The organism is Streptomyces sp. ITFR-6 (genome assembly GCF_031844725.1).
GTDB lineage: Bacteria > Actinomycetota > Actinomycetes > Streptomycetales > Streptomycetaceae > Streptomyces.
In genome coordinates this window covers 4,773,081-4,795,664 of sequence record NZ_CP134612.1, presented here as the reverse complement: position 1 = coordinate 4,795,664, position 22,584 = coordinate 4,773,081, and the positions used below count along the sequence as shown (strand labels likewise).

General features: G+C 70.4%; 23 protein-coding genes and 1 pseudogene. 10 read left to right on the top strand and 14 right to left on the bottom strand.

Going from position 1 to position 22,584, the window contains the following annotated elements:
* Nucleotides 1-66: 66 nt before the first annotated feature.
* A complete protein-coding gene (gene argS, locus RLT59_RS21745; RefSeq protein WP_311304934.1) occupies nucleotides 67-1,848 on the top strand; it encodes an arginine--tRNA ligase in 1,782 nt (593 codons plus the stop codon).
* A 93-nt stretch (nucleotides 1,849-1,941) separates the two neighbouring features.
* On the opposite strand, the gene RLT59_RS21740 is transcribed toward argS, so the two are convergent.
* Nucleotides 1,942-2,370: a GvpU-like protein gene (locus RLT59_RS21740; RefSeq protein WP_311304933.1), complete on the bottom strand. Its 429-nt coding sequence runs from the start codon at nucleotides 2,368-2,370 to the stop codon at nucleotides 1,942-1,944.
* A 170-nt stretch (nucleotides 2,371-2,540) separates the two neighbouring features.
* Between RLT59_RS21740 and RLT59_RS21735 the strand changes: the two genes are divergently transcribed.
* Complete coding sequence (locus RLT59_RS21735) at nucleotides 2,541-2,963, top strand: ATP-binding protein (protein WP_311304932.1); 423 nt, start codon at nucleotides 2,541-2,543, stop codon at nucleotides 2,961-2,963.
* Between the two features lie 17 nt (nucleotides 2,964-2,980).
* Here RLT59_RS21735 and RLT59_RS21730 read toward each other — a convergent pair.
* Nucleotides 2,981-3,658, bottom strand: a pseudogene (locus RLT59_RS21730) (phosphatidylserine/phosphatidylglycerophosphate/cardiolipin synthase family protein); the annotation flags it as partial.
* A 2-nt stretch (nucleotides 3,659-3,660) separates the two neighbouring features.
* Here RLT59_RS21730 and RLT59_RS21725 point away from each other — a divergent pair.
* From RLT59_RS21725 to RLT59_RS21715, 3 genes are read left to right on the top strand one after another with little or no spacing between them, the layout of a single operon-like run.
* On the top strand, nucleotides 3,661-4,272 hold the full coding sequence (locus RLT59_RS21725) for a DUF5753 domain-containing protein (protein ID WP_399125843.1): 612 nt from the start codon (nucleotides 3,661-3,663) through the stop codon (nucleotides 4,270-4,272).
* A complete protein-coding gene (locus RLT59_RS21720; RefSeq protein WP_311304931.1) occupies nucleotides 4,269-4,508 on the top strand; it encodes a DUF397 domain-containing protein in 240 nt (79 codons plus the stop codon). Before RLT59_RS21725 ends, RLT59_RS21720 begins: the two co-directional genes overlap by 4 nt.
* 37 nt (nucleotides 4,509-4,545) lie before the next feature.
* Nucleotides 4,546-5,337, top strand: a complete 792-nt coding sequence (locus RLT59_RS21715; protein ID WP_311304930.1) for a DUF4253 domain-containing protein — start codon at nucleotides 4,546-4,548, stop codon at nucleotides 5,335-5,337.
* Here RLT59_RS21715 and RLT59_RS21710 read toward each other — a convergent pair.
* A complete protein-coding gene (locus RLT59_RS21710; RefSeq protein ID WP_311304929.1) occupies nucleotides 5,303-6,031 on the bottom strand; it encodes a CPBP family intramembrane glutamic endopeptidase in 729 nt (242 codons plus the stop codon). The two genes, RLT59_RS21715 and RLT59_RS21710, sit on opposite strands and share 35 nt — an antisense overlap.
* A 159-nt stretch (nucleotides 6,032-6,190) precedes the next feature.
* Nucleotides 6,191-7,585, bottom strand: coding sequence for a helix-turn-helix domain-containing protein (locus tag RLT59_RS21705; RefSeq protein WP_311304928.1), 1,395 nt, complete (start codon nucleotides 7,583-7,585; stop codon nucleotides 6,191-6,193).
* Between the two features lie 333 nt (nucleotides 7,586-7,918).
* Here RLT59_RS21705 and RLT59_RS21700 point away from each other — a divergent pair, with 333 nt between their 5' ends.
* Both RLT59_RS21700 and RLT59_RS21695 read left to right on the top strand, forming a co-directional pair.
* A complete protein-coding gene (locus tag RLT59_RS21700) occupies nucleotides 7,919-8,671 on the top strand; it encodes a DUF4232 domain-containing protein (protein ID WP_311304927.1) in 753 nt (250 codons plus the stop codon).
* A gap of 116 nt (nucleotides 8,672-8,787) precedes the next feature.
* Entirely contained in the window at nucleotides 8,788-9,318 is a 531-nt protein-coding gene (locus tag RLT59_RS21695; RefSeq protein WP_311304926.1) for a HEAT repeat domain-containing protein, read from the top strand.
* Between the two features lie 24 nt (nucleotides 9,319-9,342).
* On the opposite strand, the gene hemB is transcribed toward RLT59_RS21695, so the two are convergent.
* From hemB to RLT59_RS21665, 6 genes are all read right to left on the bottom strand, one after another.
* Nucleotides 9,343-10,341 carry a porphobilinogen synthase gene (gene hemB, locus RLT59_RS21690; protein ID WP_311304925.1) on the bottom strand — a complete coding sequence of 333 codons (999 nt, stop codon included), beginning with the start codon at nucleotides 10,339-10,341 and terminating at the stop codon, nucleotides 9,343-9,345.
* Between the two features lie 116 nt (nucleotides 10,342-10,457).
* Nucleotides 10,458-12,125, bottom strand: a complete 1,668-nt coding sequence (locus RLT59_RS21685; RefSeq protein ID WP_311304924.1) for a bifunctional uroporphyrinogen-III C-methyltransferase/uroporphyrinogen-III synthase — start codon at nucleotides 12,123-12,125, stop codon at nucleotides 10,458-10,460.
* Entirely contained in the window at nucleotides 12,122-13,108 is a 987-nt protein-coding gene (hemC, locus tag RLT59_RS21680) for a hydroxymethylbilane synthase (RefSeq protein ID WP_311304923.1), read from the bottom strand. The genes RLT59_RS21685 and hemC overlap by 4 nt, the downstream gene beginning before the upstream one ends.
* Nucleotides 13,105-14,601: a glutamyl-tRNA reductase gene (locus RLT59_RS21675; RefSeq protein ID WP_311304922.1), complete on the bottom strand. Its 1,497-nt coding sequence runs from the start codon at nucleotides 14,599-14,601 to the stop codon at nucleotides 13,105-13,107. Before RLT59_RS21675 ends, hemC begins: the two co-directional genes overlap by 4 nt.
* Nucleotides 14,598-15,368: a redox-sensing transcriptional repressor Rex gene (locus RLT59_RS21670; RefSeq protein ID WP_311304921.1), complete on the bottom strand. Its 771-nt coding sequence runs from the start codon at nucleotides 15,366-15,368 to the stop codon at nucleotides 14,598-14,600. Before RLT59_RS21670 ends, RLT59_RS21675 begins: the two co-directional genes overlap by 4 nt.
* Before the next feature lie 272 nt (nucleotides 15,369-15,640).
* A complete protein-coding gene (locus RLT59_RS21665) occupies nucleotides 15,641-15,916 on the bottom strand; it encodes a glutaredoxin family protein (protein ID WP_311304920.1) in 276 nt (91 codons plus the stop codon).
* A 148-nt stretch (nucleotides 15,917-16,064) separates the two neighbouring features.
* Between RLT59_RS21665 and RLT59_RS21660 the strand changes: the two genes are divergently transcribed.
* The 3 genes from RLT59_RS21660 to RLT59_RS21650 all read left to right on the top strand — a co-directional run bounded on the left by RLT59_RS21660 (nucleotide 16,065) and on the right by RLT59_RS21650 (nucleotide 19,556).
* The gene (locus RLT59_RS21660) at nucleotides 16,065-17,012 is read left to right on the top strand and encodes an HAD family hydrolase (protein ID WP_311304919.1); all 948 of its coding nucleotides are present in this window, start codon (nucleotides 16,065-16,067) and stop codon (nucleotides 17,010-17,012) included.
* A gap of 322 nt (nucleotides 17,013-17,334) precedes the next feature.
* Nucleotides 17,335-18,111, top strand: a complete 777-nt coding sequence (locus tag RLT59_RS21655; RefSeq protein ID WP_024490754.1) for an ECF subfamily RNA polymerase sigma factor, BldN family — start codon at nucleotides 17,335-17,337, stop codon at nucleotides 18,109-18,111.
* Between the two features lie 224 nt (nucleotides 18,112-18,335).
* Nucleotides 18,336-19,556, top strand: a complete 1,221-nt coding sequence (locus RLT59_RS21650) for a DUF5667 domain-containing protein (protein ID WP_311304918.1) — start codon at nucleotides 18,336-18,338, stop codon at nucleotides 19,554-19,556.
* An 85-nt stretch (nucleotides 19,557-19,641) separates the two neighbouring features.
* On the opposite strand, the gene RLT59_RS21645 is transcribed toward RLT59_RS21650, so the two are convergent.
* From RLT59_RS21645 to RLT59_RS21630, 4 genes are all read right to left on the bottom strand, one after another.
* Nucleotides 19,642-20,688, bottom strand: coding sequence for a lysophospholipid acyltransferase family protein (locus RLT59_RS21645; RefSeq protein WP_311304917.1), 1,047 nt, complete (start codon nucleotides 20,686-20,688; stop codon nucleotides 19,642-19,644).
* A gap of 15 nt (nucleotides 20,689-20,703) precedes the next feature.
* On the bottom strand, nucleotides 20,704-21,804 hold the full coding sequence (locus tag RLT59_RS21640) for an NAD-dependent epimerase/dehydratase family protein (RefSeq protein WP_311304916.1): 1,101 nt from the start codon (nucleotides 21,802-21,804) through the stop codon (nucleotides 20,704-20,706).
* A 239-nt stretch (nucleotides 21,805-22,043) separates the two neighbouring features.
* On the bottom strand, nucleotides 22,044-22,142 hold the full coding sequence (locus RLT59_RS21635; protein WP_003948845.1) for a 30S ribosomal protein bS22: 99 nt from the start codon (nucleotides 22,140-22,142) through the stop codon (nucleotides 22,044-22,046).
* A 110-nt stretch (nucleotides 22,143-22,252) separates the two neighbouring features.
* Complete coding sequence (locus tag RLT59_RS21630; RefSeq protein WP_158072253.1) at nucleotides 22,253-22,465, bottom strand: helix-turn-helix domain-containing protein; 213 nt, start codon at nucleotides 22,463-22,465, stop codon at nucleotides 22,253-22,255.
* Between the last annotated feature and the right edge of the window lie 119 nt (nucleotides 22,466-22,584).

The following is a 22,584-nucleotide window of genomic DNA, read 5'->3' as shown; positions in this document are numbered from 1 at the left end:
CGGCTTTACACACCGTGGGATACTTGACGTCATCCCTTGTACTCCTACGGAAACGGCAGCCATCCCATGGCCTCGGTCCATTCCCTCGCTTCCACGCTCCAGCAGCAGCTGGCGGACGCCCTGACGGCAGCCCTGCCGGATGCCGGGACCGCGGACCCGCTGCTGCGCCGAAGCGACCGGGCCGACTTCCAGGCCAACGGCATCCTGGCCCTCGCCAAGAAGCTCAAGGGCAACCCGCGCGAGCTGGCCGCCCAGGTCACGGCCGCCCTCCCGGCGAGCGAGCTGATCAAGGACATCGAGGTCTCCGGACCCGGCTTCCTGAACATCACGCTCTCCGACAAGGCGATCACCGAGACCCTCGCCGCCCGTGCGGCGGACGGCGAGGACCGGCTCGGCGTCCCGTACAACAGCGCCGCGGGCACCACCGTCATCGACTACGCCCAGCCGAACGTGGCCAAGGAGATGCACGTCGGTCACCTGCGGTCCGCCGTGATCGGTGACGCGATGGTCAAGATCCTGGAGTTCACCGGCGAGTCCGTGGTCCGGCGCCACCACATCGGTGACTGGGGCACCCAGTTCGGCATGCTCATCCAGTACCTGATCGAGCACCCGCACGAGCTGGACCACAAGGACGACGAGTCGGGACAGGCCGACGGCGAAGCCGCCATGTCGTCCCTGAACCGGCTCTACAAGGCCTCCCGGGCGCTCTTCGACTCCGACGAGGAGTTCAAGGCGCGCTCGCGGGACCGGGTGGTCGCGCTCCAGGCCGGTGAGCCGGAGACGCTCGCCATGTGGCAGCGGTTCGTCGACGAGTCGAAGATCTACTTCTACTCGGTCTTCGACAAGCTCGACATGGAGATCGCCGACCCCGACATCGTCGGCGAGTCCGGCTACAACGACATGCTGGAGGAGACCTGCCGAATCCTGGAGGAGACGGGCGTCGCCGTCCGCTCCGAGGGTGCGCTCTGCGTCTTCTTCGACGACGTGAAGGGCCCGGACGGCAACCCGACCCCGCTGATCGTCAAGAAGACGAACGGCGGCTACGGCTACGCGGCGACCGACCTCTCCGCGATCCGCGACCGGGTCCGGAACCTCAAGGCGGACGCCCTGCTGTACGTGGTGGACGTGCGGCAGTCCCTGCACTTCAAGATGGTCTTCGAGACGGCCCGCAGGGCGGGCTGGCTGAACGAGGACGTGAAGGCGCACCAGCTCGCCTTCGGCACGGTGCTCGGCAAGGACGGCAAGCCGTTCAAGACCCGTGAGGGTGTCACGGTCAAGCTGGAGGACCTCCTCGACGAGGCGGTCGAGCGGGCGACGGCCGTGGTCCGGGAGAAGGCCGAGAAGGTGGGCCTGTCCGAGGAGGAGATCGTCGAGAACGGCCGGTACGTCGGCATCGGCGCCGTGAAGTACGCCGACCTGTCGACCTCCGCCGTACGGGACTACAAGTTCGACCTGGACCAGATGGTGGCGCTGCACGGCGACACGTCGGTCTACCTCCAGTACGCGTACGCGCGTATCCGGTCGATCCTGCGCAACGCCGGTGAGGCGAAGCCGGTCGCGCACCCGGAGCTGGAGCTGGCCCCGGCCGAGCGTGCGCTCGGCCTGCACCTGGACCAGTTCGGTGAGGTGCTGTCCGAGGTGGCGGCGGGCTACGAGCCGCACAAGCTGGCCGCGTACCTCTACCAGCTGGCCTCGCTCTACACGACGTTCTACGACCAGTGCCACGTCCTGAGCAAGGACAACCCGGCCGAGGTCGTCGAGAACCGACTGTTCCTCTGCGACATCACCGCCCGCACCCTGCACCGGGGCATGGCGCTGCTCGGCATCAGGACCCCCGAGCGACTCTGAGCGATCGGCCCGACCGCGTCACTGCGACGGGGCGGGGTCCGGCACACACGCTGTGCCGGACCCCGCCCCGTCGCGCTGTACTCGTCGTGCGCACTACTCGGGCCGCCCCAGCGCCCACCCGGACACGTCGGACAGCCGCCCGCGCCACAGCGGCAGCCGCAGCGGAGCCGTACCGCCGAAGACGAGCGTGGCGTCACGCAGATGGATCCACCGGGGCAGCTGCTGGCTGTCCTCGCCGCCGCGGAGCTCCTGGATTCCCTGGTCCACCGTCTCGGGGAACGCCGCGATGAGGTTGGCGCCCTCGCCCTCCACCTGCCGCAGGCTCCTGGACCACTCGGCCTTCCAGGCCTCGTGCCCGATCACGTCACCGTGCAGCACACCGGCCGGGATGGTCAGCGTGAGCGGCAGACCGGAGCGGGTCTCCCGGTCGAGGAGCTGGATCAGCAGCTGGAGCTGGAGATCGGGCACCGCCTCGGTGATCACCGCGGTCGAGTCCGGTGCGAGCTCGACGGACTCGTTCATGGGTTTGTCCCTTCGCAGCACTGTCTGGTCCCGCTCCCCTGCCCCGAGAAGACCGTCGCACGCCTCGGAACGGCCGGCCACCCGTACGGACCAATCTCGGATATATGGAAACAGCCCGGGTACACGCAGCAAGAACCGGCCACGCGCCTTTTCCTCAGGGGTGAATCCACATGACCGACCAAGCCATCGCGCCCGAATTCTCCGTCGAGGCCGAGGAAGTCCGCTCGGAACCCGCGCCCCCGCCGCTGCGCGCCGCAGAAGCCCGCGAGGCCGCCGCCGCCTTCGTCGCACGGCTGAGCCCGGCGCCGTCCGCCCGTGCCGTCCAGAACCTGGTGCTGCTCGTCTCGGAGCTGGTGACGAACGCGATCCGGTACGCCGGAGGCGTCACCGCCCTCTCGTTCGGGGCCGATCACAGGGCGCTGCACGTACGGGTCGTGGACCCCAGCCCCACCCATCCGCAGTGCCGCGTCCCGGACCTGACCGGCCAGGCAGGCGGATTCGGCTGGCCGATGGTCCTCCGGCTGTCCAGCAGCGTCACCGTCCACCGCCACGGAGACCAGGGAAAGACCATCCTGGCGACGCTGGCCCGCTGACCGGTTCGCGAACGGCTCTACAGGAAGCGGCGGAACGGCACGACCGACGCCTCCCGGATCCGCTGCACGACCGACCGCCCCTTCCACCGGCCGCCCTTGATCAGGACGCTCGACTCCAGGTCCTGGTCGAAGTGGCCGTCGAGCGTCGCGGTGAACGCGCGGTCCATCACCGCGAGCATCACTTCCTCGTCGTGGTCCAGCGAGCGCCGGTTGAAGTTGGTCGAGCCGATCAGCGACGCGACGCGGTCGACGGTGATGGCCTTGGTGTGGATCATCGTCGGCTGGTACTGGAAGATCTTCACCCCGCAGGCGGTGAGGTCCTCGTAGTGGAGCTGTCCGGCCAGCTGGCAGACCCGCTTGTCGGTGTGCGGCCCCGGCAGCAGGATCTCCACCGCCACCCCGCGCCGCGCGGCGGCGCAGAGCAGCTCCACGAAGTACGCGTCGGGCGCGAAGTAGGCCGTGGTGAGCCGCACCCGCTCCTCGGCGGACTCCAGTACGACGCGGAGCAGCGTCTGCATGTCCTGCCAGCCGAAGCCGGCCGAACCGCGCACGACCTGGACGACCGCCTCCCCCTGCTGCCGCGTCCCCAGGAACCGGTCACGGTCGTCGAACAGTTCGTCGTGGCACTCGGCCCAGTTCTGCGCGAACGCCGCCGCCAGTCCGTCCACGGCCGGTCCGCGCACCTGTACGTGGGTACATGCCGGAGGTCGACCTGATCCCGGCGTGGGCCGAGCAGTACATGGATCTGGAACGGACGGCGCTGGCGCTTTCGTGGTTCGAGAACCAGGTACTGCCTGGGCTGCTCCAGACGGAGAACTATGCGCGGGCGGTGTTCCGCAGCAAGGTCCCCGTCATGCCCGAGGACGAGATCGAGGCACAGGTGGCGGCTCGCATCGAGCCGGCACAGGTGGCGGCTCGCATCGAGCGGCAGGAGATCCTGCACCGGAAGAACCCTCCCACTACAAGCTTCATCATCTCCGAAGCCGTCCTCCGCGACCGCCTGGGCGGTGACGAGGTGTACGCGGAGACCCTGCGACACCTCGCAGAGGTCGCTCAACTGCCCGGCATCACCATTCAGGTCATGCCACTCGGACAGCAAACGCATGCAGCTCTCGACGGCCCGTTCATCCTGCTCGAAACACCGGACTACCAGCACCTCGCATACACGGAAACGCAGCGCGGAAGCCAGATCGTCGCAGACCCCGACGAGGTCAGCATCCTGGCGCAGAAATATGCGATGCCGCGGACGCAGGCCCTCAACGTCGACGAAACCAAGGACCTGCTGGACCGGCTGCTAGGAGAGTTATGAGCACGGCACGTACGTGGTTCAAGTCCAGCTACAGCGGCAGCGAGGGCGGCGCGTGCCTCGAAGTCGCCTATGACTGGCAGAAGTCCAGCTACAGCAGCGAACAGGGCGGAGCCTGCGTCGAGGTAGCCGCACATCCCCTTGCCGTGCACGTCCGCGACTCCAAGAACCCCGAGGGCCCCGCGCCCAGCGTCACGCCCACCGCCTGGGCCGCATTCACCGGGCACGTAGGCAACTGACGGGTCGACTGTCAGTGGGGGCGCCTAGGGTTTCGGCATGGCAACGCTTCCGAATCCTCTGCGCTCCCCGGCCGCTGCCGGGCTTGAACTCCCGCCCGGCAGACTCGTGGACGACACGGTCGACGGCACGTGGACCGAACCCCTGCTCTGGTACGGGGACGAGCCCGCGTCCCCCGGATCGTGGGCCGCGATCCGTGCGGCGGGGCGGCCCGTCGGGCTGCTGCCGGTACTGATCGACGGCGGGATGCGCACCCAGTGGCCCGAGCACTGGGACCTCGCCCCGGCGCGGACGACGTACGCCGGGGATCACGACGCCGAGCACGTGCTGAGCGAGGCGTGGGAGGCCTACGCAGAGGACGAGCTGAACGACGCACCGGCCGACTGGCCGGGCCTGGCTCCCGTGCCGGCCGAGGCGGGCCCCGACACCCCGGACGGACTGGCGGCCGAGATCGCGGACCAGCTGACCGGGATGGGCTTCTCACCGGCCGGAATGCGGGCGGGCCTGGTGCCCGCACGGCGCAGCGCGGACATACCGGCGGCGATCGGCTGGTCGGGACCGCTCAACCACGAGAACGACGTGGCCCGGCTCTGCGCGGTACTGCGCTCCTGGGAGGACCGCTTCGGCGCCCGGGTCGTGGTGCTCGGCTTCGACACGATGGTCGTCTCCGTGAGCCGCCCGCCGACCACACCCGCAGAGGCCGAGGCACTGGCGGCCGAGCACTTCGCGTTCTGCCCGGACAACATCCAGCAGTCGACGCTCAACACCCTCCAGGCATACGCGGAGAAGGCGCTGCTCAAGCAGGAGACGTGGGCGTTCTGGTGGGATTGATGACGCGCCGCCGTCGGACGAGTACGACGATCAGGGCCACCTGGAGCACGATGATGAGGACGGCGCCGGGGTACACGACGGGCTCGGCGCCGATCATGCTGGAGAACAGGCTGGTGTCCCACAGCCCGTGGACGAGCATCGGCAGCAGGATCACGCCGCCCACGCGCAGGCACAGGTAGAAGAAGAAGCCCGAGGTGCAGACGACCAGGGCCTGGATGATCGCCTGGGCGCCCTGGCCGATGGCGTTGCTGACATGGGCCAGGCCGAAGATCACGGACGACCAGAGGGCGACCTTGCCCTCGCTGAACCCGGCGCGCTTGAACACGCGGACGCCGACGCCCCGGAACATCAGCTCCTCGCCCACACCGACGAACAGTCCGAGCAGCAGCAGGCATACGACCAGGGAGCCGCTCCGGTCCCCGAGGTGGCCGTAGTTCATGGCGACAAGGGTGGCGAGCAGCATGGAGACCGGCACCCGGCGCACCCACCGCCGCACGGGCGCGCGGTAGCGCAGCACCTCGCGCCACCAGCCGAGCCAGGTCACCAGCGCGGCCACGAACACGATTGAGGCACCGATCGGGATCAGCGCGTTGCGGACGAGCGACTCGGTGGTCGGGAAGCGGCTGTCGGAGGACGAGGTGTCCACACCGATCAGCTGTCCGAGTCCCTGGATGATCCCCAGGTAGACGAGCACCGCCACCAGGAACCACGGGTGAACCTGCGCCCGGCCCGCTTCTCCGCCTCGGCTGCGTCCACCGGCCCACCCTCACTGTCAGCGGCACTCGCATTGCCGCATCCTCGCATCGTCGCACCGGCGTCCGGAGGCTCAGCGGGCCGGGTCACCCGCACCGCGTCAGGAGGCGGCGGCCTCCCACTTGGAGCTCTGCCTGTTGTAGAGGTACTCCGGCCGTCCCGCGATGCTGCTCGTACGGAACGGCTGGCCGCCGTCGTCGATGCGCAGGGTGCCCGTCTGGCCGCCGCTGCTCCACTCCAGCTCCAGGTACCAGGTGACGTCGTGGCCCTCGACGTGCGCGTCCAGGTCGAAGACCTCCACGTCGTTGGAGGAGACGCGGAACGGGAAGTCCTTCGCCGGGACCTTCTTGCCGGCCTGCAGCCCCGGCACGGGGGTGAGCGTGGGACGGCTGTTGTCCAGGCCGACATCGAAGGACTGCGGCTCGATCCCGCTCCCACAGCCCTCGCCCATCGAGAACGCGGACCGCTTCAGGGGCGCGCTGCGGTTCAGCACCCGCACGTTCAGGTGCTTCAGGACGACCGCCTGCTCCGAGGTGCCCTGCACGGTGAGTTCGAGCCTCATCCGGCCGCCGTCCACCCCGCCCAGCGCGCGGGCCCAGCCACGGGTGTCCTGCGGCACGGGCGGTGGCGGCACGTTGGCGGCGGGCTCGTCCAGCAGGTAGTACTGCCCGCAGGGCTCTTCCCAGTTGTACGAGCTGATGGTGACGGCCGGCGGCCGGCCGGTGGCGGTCTTCGGCTCGCTCCCCGCCGGGGGCGAGGCGGACTTCGACGGGGCTGTGGACGGGCTCGCGGACCCGGTGGTCGCGGAAGGGCTCGGCTTCCGCGACGGGCTGGGTGATGTGGAGGCGCTCTCCGAGGCGCCGGACACGGTGTCCGCCTTCTTGTCGTCGCCCCCGTGACCCGTCGCGCCGGGAGCGGCGCCCACGGCGGCGTCCTCGCTCGAACCGGAGAGCTGATTGGCGACGACTGCGGTGGGCACGGTGAGCGCGACAACGGCCGCCACCGCGAGCAGCACCCGCGTACGGGCGGACGCACGCCGCCACCGGTTGCCCGAGGCTCCGGGAACGGCCGCCAGTTGCTCACGTTCCAGCTCGGAGGCCGGCGGAACGGGCGCGGGTCCGGGCACGGGTTCAGCTGCCTGATCCGCATCCGGCTCGGGCTCGTCCTCGGCAGCCGAAGCCGGAACGGGCGCCGGAACAGGCGCAGACGCGGCAGCCGGAGCCGACCCGTTCTCCCGCTTTCCGCGTCGCCGCGCCGCCTCCGCGACGATCCACCGCCGGTGCAGCTCCACGAGTTCGTCCGCCGTCGCCCCGCACAGCCGGGCCAGGCGCTCCACGGACCCGTACTCGTTGGGGACGGCGTCCCCGTTGCAGTACCGATGGAGCGTCGACGTGCTGACGTGCAGTTTCGCGGCGAGCACCCCGTAACTACGTCCCGAACGGTCCTTCAGTTCCTTGAGCAGGGCCGCGAAATCCTCGGCCTCCGGCGTCGCCACTGCAGCGTTCCCCCTCCTGGTTCGTCCCGGAACACCGTTCCAGGGACGTGGAACCTGCCCAGGTCACAGTACGCGCAGGCGTTCCAGCATCCCCAATGGATCGGCAGGTGTTGCGGCCGGAATCCGCCACCCCGCAATCTGAGACCACACCGCAGCGACCACGGGGGACGAGCAATGCGAACCCTCTTCCGTATCGAGCTCGTCGATGTCCTGGCCATCGGGGTGGTGATCGTGGCAGGCACGGTCGTCATGATCCTCATCCACGGGCACTGACCCACCAGCACCGATCCGATTCCGCTGATCCAGCACCTTTACTTCACGGGGAGCACCACCATGCGCAGCAACCGCATCCGCACCACTGTCATCGCCGCCACCGCCCTCCTGGCCGCCCTCTCGCTCACCGCTTGCGGCGGTGACAACGACGGCACGAGCGACAACGGCAAGTCGGCAGCGTCCGTCCCGGCGGCGAACAGCAGCGCGAAGCAGTCCCAGTCCCCGGACGCCGCGTCGCAGAAGGACGGCACCGACGCCGACGCCGACGACAAGACGGGCGGCACGTCGAACGGCACGTCGAACCCCGATGCGGACGCCGCCAAGGCAGGGAAGACCGACACGGGCTCCACCGGCTCCGCGGACGCGGCGGGCAGCAGCTCCAAGGTCACGTCGGACGCCTGCACCGGCGGCAACACCAAGACCCGCGTCAGCAAGGTGACCCGCCCCATCAACCACCTGCTGCTCACCGTGACCAACACGGGCAGCACCGCCTGCAACGCCTACTACTCGCCCAAGCTCCGCTTCGACGACGCGCAGGCCGTCTTCCCGATCCTTGAGGACAGCAAGCCGCAGGCCGTCGTGACGCTCAACCCGGGCGAGTCCGCCTACGCCTCCATCGGCCTGACCGGCGAGCCCGGCGCCGGCCCCGCCCCGCGCAAGGCCACCCACCTCCAGGTCAACTTCTCCGGCCGCAGCAACGTGGGCTCCGTCGGCAGCCCGGCCCAGCTGAACCTTCCGGCCGACACCGTCTGGGACGACAACGGCTTCGTCACCTACTGGCAGGCCGAGATGTCCGACGCCCTCACCTACTGAGCCCCGACGCTGAGACCCCGTCACTCAGCCCCCGTCCGCCCCGCACTCCCGGCCCGCCCGTCCCCGTCGACGGCCGGGCCGGGAGTGCGCCGCCGTCAAACGGGAAGCCACACACAATGGACCGGACACAGAGCCTCATCGACCAGTTCCGCGCACAGCCCCCCGAGAGCGACCGCAGACGCGAACTCGTCGCGGGCATAGGCGGGATACTCGCGGACCGGCTCGACCACCCGGCGGCCCTGACGTTCCCCGCCTCGGCGACCGAGGACACCGAGGAGTACGAGCTCGCCAGGATCGAGGCCGCGACCGCCCTGCGGCGCTGGCCGCCCACGGACAACGCCCACCGGCAGCGGGCCGCCCGCGCCCTCCTCGCCGTGATGCGCGGGCCCGACGAGGACCTGGTGCGGCAGTACGCGGCCATGGCGCTCGGCCCCTACGCCGACGACCCGGCGGTCCACGAGGCGATGGCGGCAGCCGTCCTCACCGACGAGGACCAGCTCGTCCGGGACAACGCCCTGGCCGCCCTCAGCCACGCGGGCCCGAGCGAGGACCGGGCCGAGGTGCTGCACCGGCTGGCCGGCGACCGCACACTGGGCCGGGAGGCCGCACGCATCCTCACGGCCCGGGGCGCCGAACCGGCGCTCTGAGCACCCGTAACCGCACCCTCGGGCTCAGGCGCGCCGCAGCTTCTGCGCGACCTCCGTCGCCCAGTACGTCAGGATCATCTGCGCGCCCGCGCGCCGGATTCCGGTCAGGCTCTCCATGATCGCCGCGTCCCGGTCGATCCAGCCCTTCTCGGCGGCGGCCTCGATCATCGAGTACTCGCCACTGATCTGGTACGCGGCGACGGGCACGTCCACCGACTCCGCGACCTTGGCCAGGATGTCCAGGTACGGTCCGGCCGGCTTGACCATGACCATGTCCGCGCCCTCGGCCAGGTCGAGCGCCAGCTCGCGTATCGACTCACGGGCGTTGGCCGGGTCCTGCTGGTACGTCTTGCGGTCGCCCCGGAGCGAGGAGCCGACGGCCTCGCGGAACGGGCCGTAGAACGCGGAGGAGTACTTCACGGTGTACGCGAGGATCGACACGTCCTCGTGGCCGGTCTGGTCCAGCGCGTCGCGGATGACACCGACCTGGCCGTCCATCATGCCGCTGGGGCCCACCACATGGGCGCCCGCGTCGGCCTGGACCTGGGCCATCTCGGCGTACCGCTCCAGCGTCGCGTCGTTGTCGACCCGGCCGTCCTCGGTCAGCACCCCGCAGTGGCCGTGGTCGGTGGTCTCGTCCAGACAGAGGTCGGACATGACGACGAGATCGTCACCGACCTCCTCGCGGACCGCGCGCAGACCGAGCTGGAGGATGCCGTCGGGGTCGGTGCCCGCCGTGCCCCGGGCGTCCTTCTTCTCGTCCAGCGGCACACCGAACAGCATGATCCCGGAGACGCCCGCCGAGACCGCGTCGACCGCGGCCTTCCGCAGGGTGTCCAGGGTGTGCTGCCGCACGCCGGGCATGGCCGAGATGTCGACGGGGGCGTCGACGCCCTCACGTACGAACGCGGGCAGGATCAGGTTCGCCGGGTCGAGCCGTGTCTCGGCGACCATCCGCCGCATCACGGGGGTCGTCCGCAGCCGCCGGGGGCGGGAGCCGGGGAAGTTTCCGTACACAGTCATCCTTCGAGATTAGACCCGTACACATCACGCTCTTACCGACACCGGTGTTGGGAAAGCGAGGGGCCCGGCCGCCTCCAGGAGAAGCAGCCGGGCCCCGCACACAGCACGCCGGACGGTCAGGTCGTCGTACGACGGCGCCGCGCGCCCGGACGCCGCTCGCTCGGCCGCGTCACCGGGTCACCGGCCTCCTTCGCCGCGTCCCGGCGCTGCGCGCCGAAGGCGGCGAGGGCCTCGGCCAGCTTGTGCACCGAGGGCTCCGGGGACAGCACGTCCACGCGCAGGCCGTGCTCCTCGGCGGTCTTCGCCGTGGCCGGGCCGATGCACGCGATGACGGTGACGTTGTGCGGCTTGCCGGCGATGCCGACCAGGTTGCGCACCGTCGAGGACGAGGTGAAGAGCACCGCGTCGAACCCGCCGCCCTTGATGGCCTCACGGGTGTCGGCGGGCGGCGGCGAGGCGCGGACCGTGCGGTACGCGGTGACGTCGTCGACCTCCCAGCCCAGCTCGATGAGACCGGCCACCAGCGTCTCGGTGGCGATGTCGGCGCGCGGCAGGAACACCCGGTCGATCGGGTCGAAGACCGGGTCGTACGGCGGCCAGTCCTCCAGCAGCCCGGCGGCGGACTGCTCACCCGAGGGCACCAGGTCCGGCTTCACACCGAAGTCGACGAGCGCGGCGGCGGTCTGCTCACCGACGGCCGCGACCTTGATCCCGGCGAAGGCACGGGCGTCGAGCCCGTACTCCTCGAACTTCTCCCGGACCGCCTTCACGGCGTTGACGCTGGTGAACGCGATCCACTCGTAGCGGCCCGTGACCAGGCCCTTGACCGCGCGCTCCATCTGCTGGGGCGTACGCGGCGGCTCGACGGCGATCGTCGGGACCTCGTGCGGCACCGCGCCGTACGAACGCAACTGGTCGGAGAGCGACGCCGCCTGCTCCTTCGTACGCGGCACGAGCACCTTCCAGCCGAACATCGGCTTGGACTCGAACCACGCGAGCTGGTCGCGCTGGGCGGCGGAGCTGCGTTCCCCGACCACGGCTATGACGGGCCGGTGCCCTTCCGGCGAGGGAAGGATCTTGGCCTGCTTGAACAGCTGGGCGATGGTGCCCAGCGTCGCCGTCCAGGTGCGCTGCCGGGTCGTGGTACCGCCGACCGTCACCGTCAGCGGGGTGTCGGGCTTGCGGCCCGCGGAGACCAGCTCACCGGCGGCCGCGGCCACCGCGTCGAGCGTCGTCGAGATGACGCACGTGGCATCGCTCGCGCCGACCTCGCTCCAGCAACGGTCGGAGGCGGTACGGGCGTCCACGAACCGGACGTCAGCACCCTGCGCGTCGCGCAGCGGCACCCCGGCGTACGCGGGCACCCCCACGACGTTGGCGACACCCGGCACGACCTCGAAGGGAATCCCGGCGGCGGCGCAGGCCAGCATCTCGCCGCCCGCGTTCCCGTCCAGGCCGGGGTCACCGGCGACGGCACGGACGACCCGCCTGCCGCCCTTCGCGGCCTCCATGACAAGATTGGCCGCGTCCCTGAGAACGGGCACCCCGACGGCTGTTGACTGCGCGTCAACAACCGTCAGCTCAGGCGTGCTTACGCCTGCGCGCGCATGGCAGCGGACGACGTCGAGAACGTCCGGCTCTGCGACAAGAACGTCCGCGCTCGCAAGCGCCTCGACGGCGCGCAGAGTCAGCAGTCCCGGGTCGCCGGGACCGGCGCCGAGGAAGGTGACGTGCCCTGCGGACAGGACAGGAAAATCGGATGCGGCGGGGCCGGTGGGGCTCAAAGTGCTCGCTCCCCCATAAGACCGGCCGCACCCTTGGCGAGCATCTCGGCCGCGAGTTCGCGACCGAGGGCCGCCGCGTCGTCGTGCGACGTGGGGACGGGACCGGTGGTGGACAGCTGTACCAGCGAGGAACCGTCGGTGGACCCGACGACTCCGCGCAGGCGCAGTTCGTTGACAGCCTGACCGTCGGCCAGGAGGTCGGCCAGCGCACCCACAGGTGCGGAGCAGCCGGCCTCCAGGGCGGCGAGCAGGGCACGCTCGGCAGTCACGGCGGCCCGGGTGTACGGGTCGTCGAGCTCCGCGAGCGCGGCGGCGAGGTCAGTGCTGCTGGCAGCACATTCGATCGCCAGTGCTCCCTGGCCGGGAGCGGGCAGAACGGTGTCGACCGACAGGAAATCGGTCACCTCACCGGTCCGGCCGAGACGGCTGAGTCCGGCCGCGGCGAGTACCACCGCGTCCAGTTCACCGCTTCGTACAAAACCAATACGCGTATCGACGTTGCCGCGGATAGGCACGGTCTCGATGCCGAGGCCGTGACTGCGGGCGTACGCGTTGAGCTGCGCCATGCGACGCGGCGAGCCGGTGCCGATCCGGGAACCGGGCGGCAGCTGCCCGAAGGTCAGCCCGTCCCGCGCCACCAGCACGTCACGCGGGTCCTCGCGCTCCGGCACCGCGGCCAGCACGAGCCCCTCGGGCTGCGCGGTCGGCAGGTCCTTCAGCGAGTGGACGGCGAAGTCCACGTCACCGCGGAACAGCGCCTCGCGCAGCGCGGCGACGAACACGCCGGTCCCGCCGATCTGCGAGAGCTGCTCCTTGGAGGTGTCCCCGTACGTGGTGATCTCGACGAGCTCCACGGCCCGCCCGGTCACCTCGCTGACGGCCTCGGCCACCAGGCCGGACTGCGCCATCGCCAGCTTGCTGCGCCGGGTCCCCAGCCGCAGCGGCTCGGTGGCCCCCGCGCCCAGGGGTGAGTTGTCGGTCATGACCGCCCTCGATTCGGGTCGTTCAGGTCTGCCCGGGAGACGGCGGCGACCGTCTGCGGGTCGAGGTCGAAGAGTTCCCGCAGTGCGTCGGCGTACCCGGCGCCGCCGGGCTCGCTGGCGAGCTGCTTGACCCGCACGGTGGGCGCGTGCAGGAGCTTGTCGACGACGCGGCGCACGGTCTGCGAGATCTCGGCGCGCTGCTTCTCGTCCAGGTCGGGGAGGCGTCCGTCCAGCCGCGCGATCTCGCCCGCGACCACTCCGGCGGCCATCGTGCGCAGGGCGACGACGGTGGGAGTGATGTGGGCGGCGCGCTGGGCGGCACCGAAGGCGGCGACCTCGTCGGCGACGATGGTGCGCACCTGGTCCACATCGGCGGCCATCGGGGCGTCCGCGGACGCCTCGGCGAGCGACTCGATGTCGACGAGGCGCACACCGTCGAGGCGGGCGGCGTCCCCGTCGATGTCGCGGGGCATCGCGAGGTCCAGCAGGGCGAGCCGGACCGGCCCGGTGGACTGGGCGGGCACGGTGACCCGGCGGACGGCCTGCGCCTGCGCGGTCGCCGTGGCCGAACCGTTCTCCACCCACGCGGCGTGCTGGTCCAGCTCGACGGCCGGCGCGGCGGGCGCCTCGTGCGGGGCGAAGTCGAGGCCGAGCGCTCCGGCGACGGCCTCCGCGCTCAGCACCAGACCGGTCGCGCCGGTGCAGGAGACGACGACATCGGCACGTGTCAGTTCGTCGGAGACCGAGGCCATCTCCACCGCGTGGGCGGCGACCGAGGTGCCTCCTGCCTGGCTTTCGGCCTGGCTGAGGATCTCCACCAGCCGGTCGGCGCGGGCCCGGGTGCGGTTGGCGACGACGATCTCCGCGACACCGGTACGGGCCAGCGTCGCGGCGGCCAGCGAGGACATCGAGCCCGCCCCGATCACCAGGGCGCGCTTGCCCTTCGCCCAGGCGGCGGAGTCGCGTCCGTCCGCGAGCTGTTCCAGTCCGAAGGTGACGAGCGACTGCCCGGCCCGGTCGATCCCGGTCTCGCTGTGGGCGCGCTTTCCGACCCGCAGGGCCTGCTGGAAGAGGTCGTTCAGCAGCCGGCCCGCGGTGTGCAGCTCCTGGCCCAGTGCCAGCGCGTCCTTGATCTGGCCGAGGATCTGGCCCTCGCCCACGACCATCGAGTCCAGCCCGCAGGCCACCGAGAAGAGGTGGTGGACGGCCCGGTCCTCGTAGTGCACATAGAGATACGGAGTGAGCTCGTCCAGACCGACGCCGCTGTGCTGGGCGAGCAGGGTGGACAGCTCGGCCACGCCCGCGTGGAACTTGTCCACGTCGGCGTACAGCTCGATGCGGTTGCAGGTGGCCAGCACGGCGGCCTCGGTCGCGGGCTCCGCGGCGAGCGTGTCCTGGAGGAGCTTGACCTGGGCGTCGGCGGCCAGCGAGGCCCGTTCCAGTACGGAGACGGGGGCGCTGCGGTGGCTCAGCCCTACGACGAGGAGACTCATGCCGGCATCACCGCGGGCATGTCCCCGTCAGGTCCCTTCCGGCTGGTGGCCGTGGCCCGTACCGGCGGCGCGGCCGGGTCGGGGCCGTCGTCCGCGGCGGCGTCCTCGCCGGCCTTGCGCTGCTCGTGGAAGGCGAGGATCTGGAGCTCGATGGAGAGGTCGACCTTGCGCACGTCCACGCCGTCGGGCACGGAGAGCACGGTCGGGGCGAAGTTCAGGATCGAGGTGACCCCGGCGGCCACCAGCCGGTCGCAGACCTGCTGCGCCGCGCCGGGCGGGGTGGTGATCACACCGATCGACACGCCGTTCTCGCTGATGATCCGGTCCAGCTCGTCCGCGTGCTGGACGGGGATACCGGCGACGGGCGTTCCGGCCATCGCCGGGTCGGCGTCGATCAGCGCGGCGACCCGGAAGCCGCGGGAGGCGAAACCGCCGTAGTTGGCGAGGGCGGCGCCGAGGTTACCGATGCCGACGATGGCGACCGGCCAGTCCTGGGTGAGGCCGAGTTCGCGGGAGATCTGGTAGACGAGATACTCGACGTCGTAGCCGACGCCGCGCGTCCCGTAGGAACCCAGATAGCTGAAGTCCTTGCGCAGCTTGGCGGAGTTGACCCCCGCCGCCGCGGCGAGCTCCTCGGAGGAGACCGTGGGGACCGAGCGCTCGGAGAGCGCGGTCAGCGCACGGAGATACAGCGGAAGTCGGGCGACGGTGGCCTCGGGAATTCCTCGGCTACGGGTCGCCGGTCGGTGGTTTCGGCCAGTTGCCACGGTGCTCCTGCGGGATGAGCGGGGCTGCAGGCGGCCGTATGTCCCATGGCCGCCCCGTCGAATGCAGGCTATGTCTTTGTGAACGCGTGCACAAAGATAGTGTCCGATTTGTCCGGTCAAAGTGACCGGGGTCACGCGCATTCGTCGCGCGATCCAGGAACCGCCGATCGCATCAGCCCGTTGCAGGCCCGAAGGGGGCAAGGTGGTACACACTCCTCACAACTACGCCCCCGGGACCACTCAAAACGCCCACGATGGTAACCGGGTTTCACTCAGGAAATCAGCGCACTGCGCAGTCTCGCCGGGTCCACCCGCCAGAACGTGTGCTGTTCGTTATCAATGAGGACCACGGGGATCTGCTCCCAGTACTCCCGGTGCAGCTCATCGTCCAGGGTGATGTCCTTCTCCTCCCAGGAAGCGCCGGTCTCCTCACAGACCTTCCGTACCACCAGCCGGGCCTCGTCACAGAGGTGGCACCCCGGCTTCCCGACCAGGGTCACCACCCGGTCCGCGGGCTTCTTCTTCGTACGTCGCAACAGGGAACTCATACCTCTCATTCTGCGCCGCGCGAGGAGCCGGCCGGCGCCTCGTCCCCGGTGCCCGGAATCACCCGTTTAACAATCCGGTCCCCGAGAGTTCACGCCTTCGCATCCCGGCAGGTCGGGAAGGGCCGAACCGACTGGCTATGCTCACGACATGGCCGCTCTTGGATGGCTCACACCCCGTAGGCGCTCCGCGACAGCACGGAGCGTGCTGGCAGGCGAGGCGGCGGCGGAGGCCGCACGGAAGTCGTCGCTCGACGCCGAGCGCCCCGACGGCACCGAAGCCGAGGCCGACGCGCCCGTGGAGGAACCCGGGTTCCCCGTCGTCGGTGACGACCGGGCAGCCGCCTTCTTCGACCTCGACAACACCGTGATGCAGGGCGCCGCGATCTTCCACTTCGGCCGCGGCCTGTACAAGCGGAAGTTCTTCGAGCGCCGCGAACTGACCCGGTTCGCCTGGCAGCAGGCCTGGTTCAGGCTGGCCGGCGTCGAGGACCCGGAACACATGCAGGACGCACGCGACAGCGCCCTGTCCATCGTGAAGGGCCACCGCGTCTCCGAGCTGATGTCCATCGGCGAGGAGATCTACGACGAGTACATGGCCGACCGCATCTGGCCCGGCACCCGTGCGCTGGCCCAGGCCCACCTGGACGCCGGCCAGAAGGTCTGGCTGGTCACCGCCGCCCCGGTGGAGACCGCCACGATCATCGCCCGCCGCCTCGGCCTGACCGGCGCGCTCGGCACCGTCGCGGAATCCGTCGGCGGCGTCTACACCGGACGCCTGGTGGGCGAACCGCTGCACGGCCCCGCGAAGGCCGAGGCGGTACGCGCCCTGGCGGCGGCGGAGGGCCTGGACCTGGCGCGCTGCGCCGCGTACAGCGACTCGCACAACGACATCCCGATGCTGTCCCTGGTCGGACACCCGTACGCGATCAACCCCGACAGCAAGCTCCGCAAGCACGCGCGGGCCCGTGACTGGCGGCTGCGCGACTACCGGACGGGCCGCAAGGCGGCCAAGGTCGGCATCCCGGCCGCGGCGGGAGTGGGCGCCCTCGCGGGCGGCACCGCCGCCGCCGTCGCCCTGCACCGCCGCCGCCGCTGACCCGGGCCGCCGCCGCCGCTGACCCGGGCCGCCCCGGCTGGTCCGGCTGGTCCGACCCGCTCCAGCCCTCCCCGCCCGACCACAACCTGTCGCGGCTCCTGGCAGATCTCGAAATAATTCGATCAATAACCGGTCACCATGTGCTACTTGATGTGTCGAATAGTCGCTACAGAAGCGTCGTAACCGGTGATTTGAGCAACTGGGTGTAGCACTGCCTGTACGAAGCGTTATTCTCCTCAGACGCATTCCGGAACCCACCACTCACTACGACGAGTGACGGTTTCGCACTGCACGTGATGGAAGCTCTGCCTCTGGGAGTCCCGTGTACCCACACGTCGGGGTTGACGCCTCGGGCCTGGCTACGCTGCGCGCAACGGTCGGCGACCGCTTGCGCGGCTTCGTCCCCACCGCGTACGCCGTACCCGCCTTTGCCACCCCTGCGCCTGCCGGCCCTTGCTACGCCCTGGCCGAACGCGGTGCGGCGGTCGGAAGACGCAGCAACCGCGGCGCAACGACCACGTCCACCGTTCGTCGGCCGACGGCCGACAGCGACAGCGCGCGCATGATGGATCTCGTCGAGCGCGCACAGGCCGGTGAGGCTGACGCCTTCGGCCGCCTCTATGACCAGTACAGCGACACCGTGTACCGCTACATCTACTACCGCGTGGGCGGCAAGGCGACGGCGGAGGACCTCACCAGTGAGACCTTCCTGCGCGCCCTGCGGCGTATCTCCACGTTCACCTGGCAGGGCCGTGACTTCGGCGCCTGGCTTGTCACCATCGCTCGAAACCTGGTCGCCGACCACTTCAAATCCAGTCGGTTCCGGCTGGAAGTGACCACCGGCGAAATGCTCGACGCCAACGAGGTCGAGCGCAGCCCCGAGGACTCCGTCCTGGAGTCCCTCTCCAATGCCGCACTGCTGCAAGCCGTGCGCCGACTCAACCCCCAGCAGCAGGAGTGCGTGACCCTGCGCTTCCTGCAAGGGCTCTCGGTCGCCGAGACCGCCCGGGTGATGGGCAAGAACGAGGGCGCGATCAAGACCCTGCAGTACCGCGCCGTCCGCACCCTTGCCCGCCTCCTACCGGACGATGCCCGCTGATCCCACCCGGGCCGAATCACTCTCGGCGATACGTTCATCACGCACTGGTCCGATCATCCTTCGTGCGTAACCCAAGTGCCGCGCCACTCGTTGTGCCGGTTGCAGGCCCCCTGTCGTCACCCCCTGTCCGCAGACACTCACTCAATCGTGTGGATGCGCTCAAGGTGTGCAACCTTCCGGACCCTCAGGGGAGTCGACCGTCATGACGAGAGGAGGTGCCGCCAGTGATCGCAAACGTCTCGGCACACCGGCGGGCGAACGCCTTCGCCCAGGCCGTGGAGGAGCAGTCGCTCCGCGGTGCGGCGGCCGTACAGCCCGAGGACCCGGCCGAACCGGCCGACCGCGGACCGCTGTTGGCCCTGGCGAACGGCCTCGGTGAGCTACCGAAGCCGGCGTTGGATCCCGAGGTCAAAGTGGTGCAGCGAGCCCAGCTCGTCGCCGCCATGGAGGCCATGTTCGCCGCGGGCGGCACGCCCGCGGCCCCCGCAGTACCCGAACAGCGGAGCAAGGGGGCCCACCGGGCCTCCCCGCTCCGCAAACTGCGCCCCAAATCGCGCTGGACGAAGGGCCTCGCGGCCGGCGGACTCACCGTCGGTGTGGCCGCGGGAGCCTTCGGCGGGGTGGCCGCGGCCAGCTCCGACGCGCTCCCGGGCGATTCGCTCTACGGGCTGAAGCGCGGCATGGAGGACATCCACCTCAACCTGGCGGGCAGCGACACCAGCCGGGGCGAGGTCTACCTGGACCAGGCGTCGACCCGGCTCAGCGAGGCCCGCAGGCTGATGGAGCGCGGCCGCTCCGGCGATCTGGACCACGAGCAGCTCGGGGAGGTCAGGCGCACGCTCAACGGCATGACGCACGACGCCACCGAGGGCCACCGCCTGCTGCACGCCGCCTACAAGCGGGACGGAGCCATCGGGCCGATCCAGACCCTGGACTCCTTCTCCCGCTCGCACCGCGACAGCTGGACCAGCCTCCGCGACCGGCTGCCCGTCCAGCTCACCGAGCTCGGTGACCAGGTGAGCTCCGTCTTCGCGGCCATAGACGAAGAAGTCGCGCCGCTCCAGTCGCTGTTCCCCCGCGCCCCGGAGAAGAGCGGCGGATCCCAGCGGTCCGACTCCACCGACTCGGGCACGGGCACCGGTACCGGCACGGGCCCCTCGTCCTCTTCGCACAAGCCGTCGCCCTCCTCGTCCTCACCGGCGGGCGCGCACGAGGGCAAGAAGGGCAGCAGCACCTCGCCCCACCCCTCGGACACGGGCAGCACCCCGGCGGACGGCCTGATCGGGGGCGGCGCGGACGGCCTCTTCGACCCGCCGTCACCGGAAGCCACCGAACCGTCGAAGGACACCCCGAGCACGGCGCCCACACCGGACATCACCCTGCCCCCGCTGATCCCCGGCCTGATCGGAGGCCTGGGCATCGACAGCAGGGCCGACAAGGACTGACCGGAAAAGACCCCCCGCCGGACGGGCACCCCCAAGCCCGTCCGGCGATTGAGGGCAGAGCCCCCGTCCCGGGGCACCGGGCGCCTCAGAAGAACACCGACCTCCGCTGCACCAGCAACTTGTACAGCGTGTGCTGAATCTGCTCCCGCACCTGATCCGTCAGATTGAACATCAGCATCGGATCCTCCGCCGCCTCCACCGGATACCCATCCGTAGGAATCGGCTCCCCGAACTGGATCGTCCACTTCGTCGGCAACGGCACCGCCCCCAGCGGCCCCAGCCAAGGGAACGTCGGCGTGATCGGGAAGTACGGCGTACCCAGCAGCCGCGCCAGCGTCCTGGAGTTGCCGATCATCGGGTAGATCTCCTCGGCCCCCACGATCGAGCACGGCACGATCGGCACCCCGGCCCGCAGCGCCGTGGACACGAAGCCGCCCCGCCCGAAGCGCTGGAGCTTGTACCGCTCGCTGAACGGCTTCCCGATGCCCTTGAAGCCCTCCGGCATCACGCCGACGACCTCGCCCTTCCTCAGCAGCCGCTCCGCGTCCTCCGCGCAGGCGAGGGTGTGCCCCGCCTTGCGGGCCAGCTCGTTGACGACCGGCAGCATGAAGACCAGGTCCGCGGCGAGCAGCCGCAGATGCCGCCCCGCCGGGTGGTTGTCGTGCACCGCGACCTGGAGCATCAGCCCGTCCAGCGGCAGCGTCCCGGAGTGGTTGGACACGATGAGCGCCCCGCCGTCCGACGGGATGTTCTCGATGCCCTTCACCTCGACCCGGAAGTACTTCTCGTACACGGGCCGCAGCGCCGACATCAGCACCTGGTCGGTGAGTTCCTCGTCGTAGCCGAACTCGTCGACGTCGTACTCGCCCGTGACCCGCCGCCGCAGGAACGCCAGACCGCCCGCGATCCGCCGTTCCCAGCCGGCCCGTCCCGCGCCCTCCGGTGCCGCCTCGGCGTCCTGGGGCTCAGCCGGCTCACCCGTCCGCCGCTCCGGCGGCCCGGCGTCCGGCTGGCCCGGCAGGGCGCTCACGGACCCGTTGCCGCGTCCGGGTCCACGCCGCCGCGCTCCACGCGGCGAGCCCCCCGACCGCGAACGGTCGTCGTCGAACGGAATGACCTTGGCATCCGCCATCGTCGGTGCGCTCCTCTACCTGCCGCTCGGGGTCGGGTGTGTGTCGTCGCCGGCCCCGGTGATCTCCGGAGCCCCGCCGGTCGTCCCCCCGGCGAACGGCATCGCTGCCACTCTGCCGACGGCCCGGCTCACCGCTTCGGGCGGCAGCAGCCCCGGTCCCCGGCTGCGCGCGAACTCCGCGAACGTCTCCACCGTGGTGAACCGCGGCCGGAAGCCCAGGGTCTCGCGCATCTGGACGGTGGAGACCACCCTGCCATGGGTGAGCAGCCGGATCTGTTCCGGCGAGAAGTCCGTCATACCGACGGCACGGAGCGCCTGACCGACCCAGGTCACCGCGGGCAGCAGCACCGGCAGCGTCGGCCGCCCCAGCCGCCGTGAGCACTGCGAGAGCAGCAGCACCCCGTCCCCGGCGATGTTGAAGGTGCCGCTGTTCAGCGTGGACCGCCGCGGCTCGCTCGCGGCGATGCCGAGTACGTCGATGACGTCGTCCTCGTGCACGAACTGGAGCCTCGGGTCGTATCCGAACACGGTCGGCAGCACCGGCAGCGACAGATAGTCGGCCAGCGGCGAGTCCGCGTCGGGGCCCAGGATGTTCGCGAACCTCAGCACGCACACGGCCACGTCCGGCCTGCGGCGCGCGAAGCCCCGTACGTACCCCTCGACCTCCACCGCGTCCTTCGCGAAGCCCCCGCTCGGCAGGGACTTGGGCGGGGTGGTCTCGTGGAAGACCGCCGGATCGCGGGGCGCGGAGCCGTACACACCCGTACTGGACTTGATCACCAGGCGCTGGACGGCCGGGGCCTTCTGGCAGGCGCCGAGCAGCTGCATGGTGCCGATGACGTTGGTCTCCTTGACCGCGCTGCGGCCCTGGGCGCCGAGGCCCATCGCGCTGACGTCCAGATGGACGACCGTGTCGACCGAGTGCTCTGCGAGGACTCTGGCGATGGCGGGCTGGCGGATGTCGGCCGTCACGAAGACGGCGTCCCCCAGCTGGTGGCCGGGCGCGACCGCGTCGACGGCGATCACCCGGTCCACGTCCGGATCACGCTGGATGCGCCGCACGAAGCGGCCGCCCAGCTGCCGGGCCGCTCCCGTGACGAGCACGACCTTCCCCAAGATCAGCGCCTTCCGTCGGTCTCCCGTGAAGTGAGTGGGAGGGGCCCTCGAAGAGAGGTTCTCCCCCCGCTCGTCACCGTAGCGGGTGGATGTTGCCCTGTGATGCCCGCGCGGCGGCCTTCTCCCACGTCTTGGCCCGAATGTGTGGCGGGCGGCCCGGTCGTACCGGGCCCCGCACAGCACCGCAGCCCTCCCGCCTGACAGGCGAAAGGGCTGCGGATTTCACGAACTGCGTTCGCTTACTTCTTGTTGCGACGCTGAACGCGCGTGCGCTTGAGCAGCTTGCGGTGCTTCTTCTTGGCCATCCGCTTGCGCCGCTTCTTAATGACAGAGCCCACGACTACCCTCGCTCACTTCTTCTTCACTGGTGCGGGGCGTCTGGGCCCACACGACCTACGTCGGCCTAGCCTACCCGCCACCGGGTGAGGGACGTAATCCGAGGGGAATGTCAGGCCGACCCCACCCCCACGAAGGACTCCCGGAGATACTCGTGAACCGCTTGCTCCGGCACCCGGAAGGACCTGCCCACCCGGATCGCCGGCAGATGACCGCTGTGCACCAGGCGGTACACGGTCATCTTCGACACTCGCATGACAGAGGCGACTTCCGCCACGGTCAGAAACTTGACCTCGTTGAGAGGCCTCTCGCTGTCAGCAGCCATGATCCACCTGTACCTTCCGCACGCGACGCGCACCGGCTTCCCCTCCGGTGACTCTTCGTCGATGTGCGCTCACTGCCCAGATTAGGGGCGGGTGATGCGAGTGGGGAAGAGGAGAGACG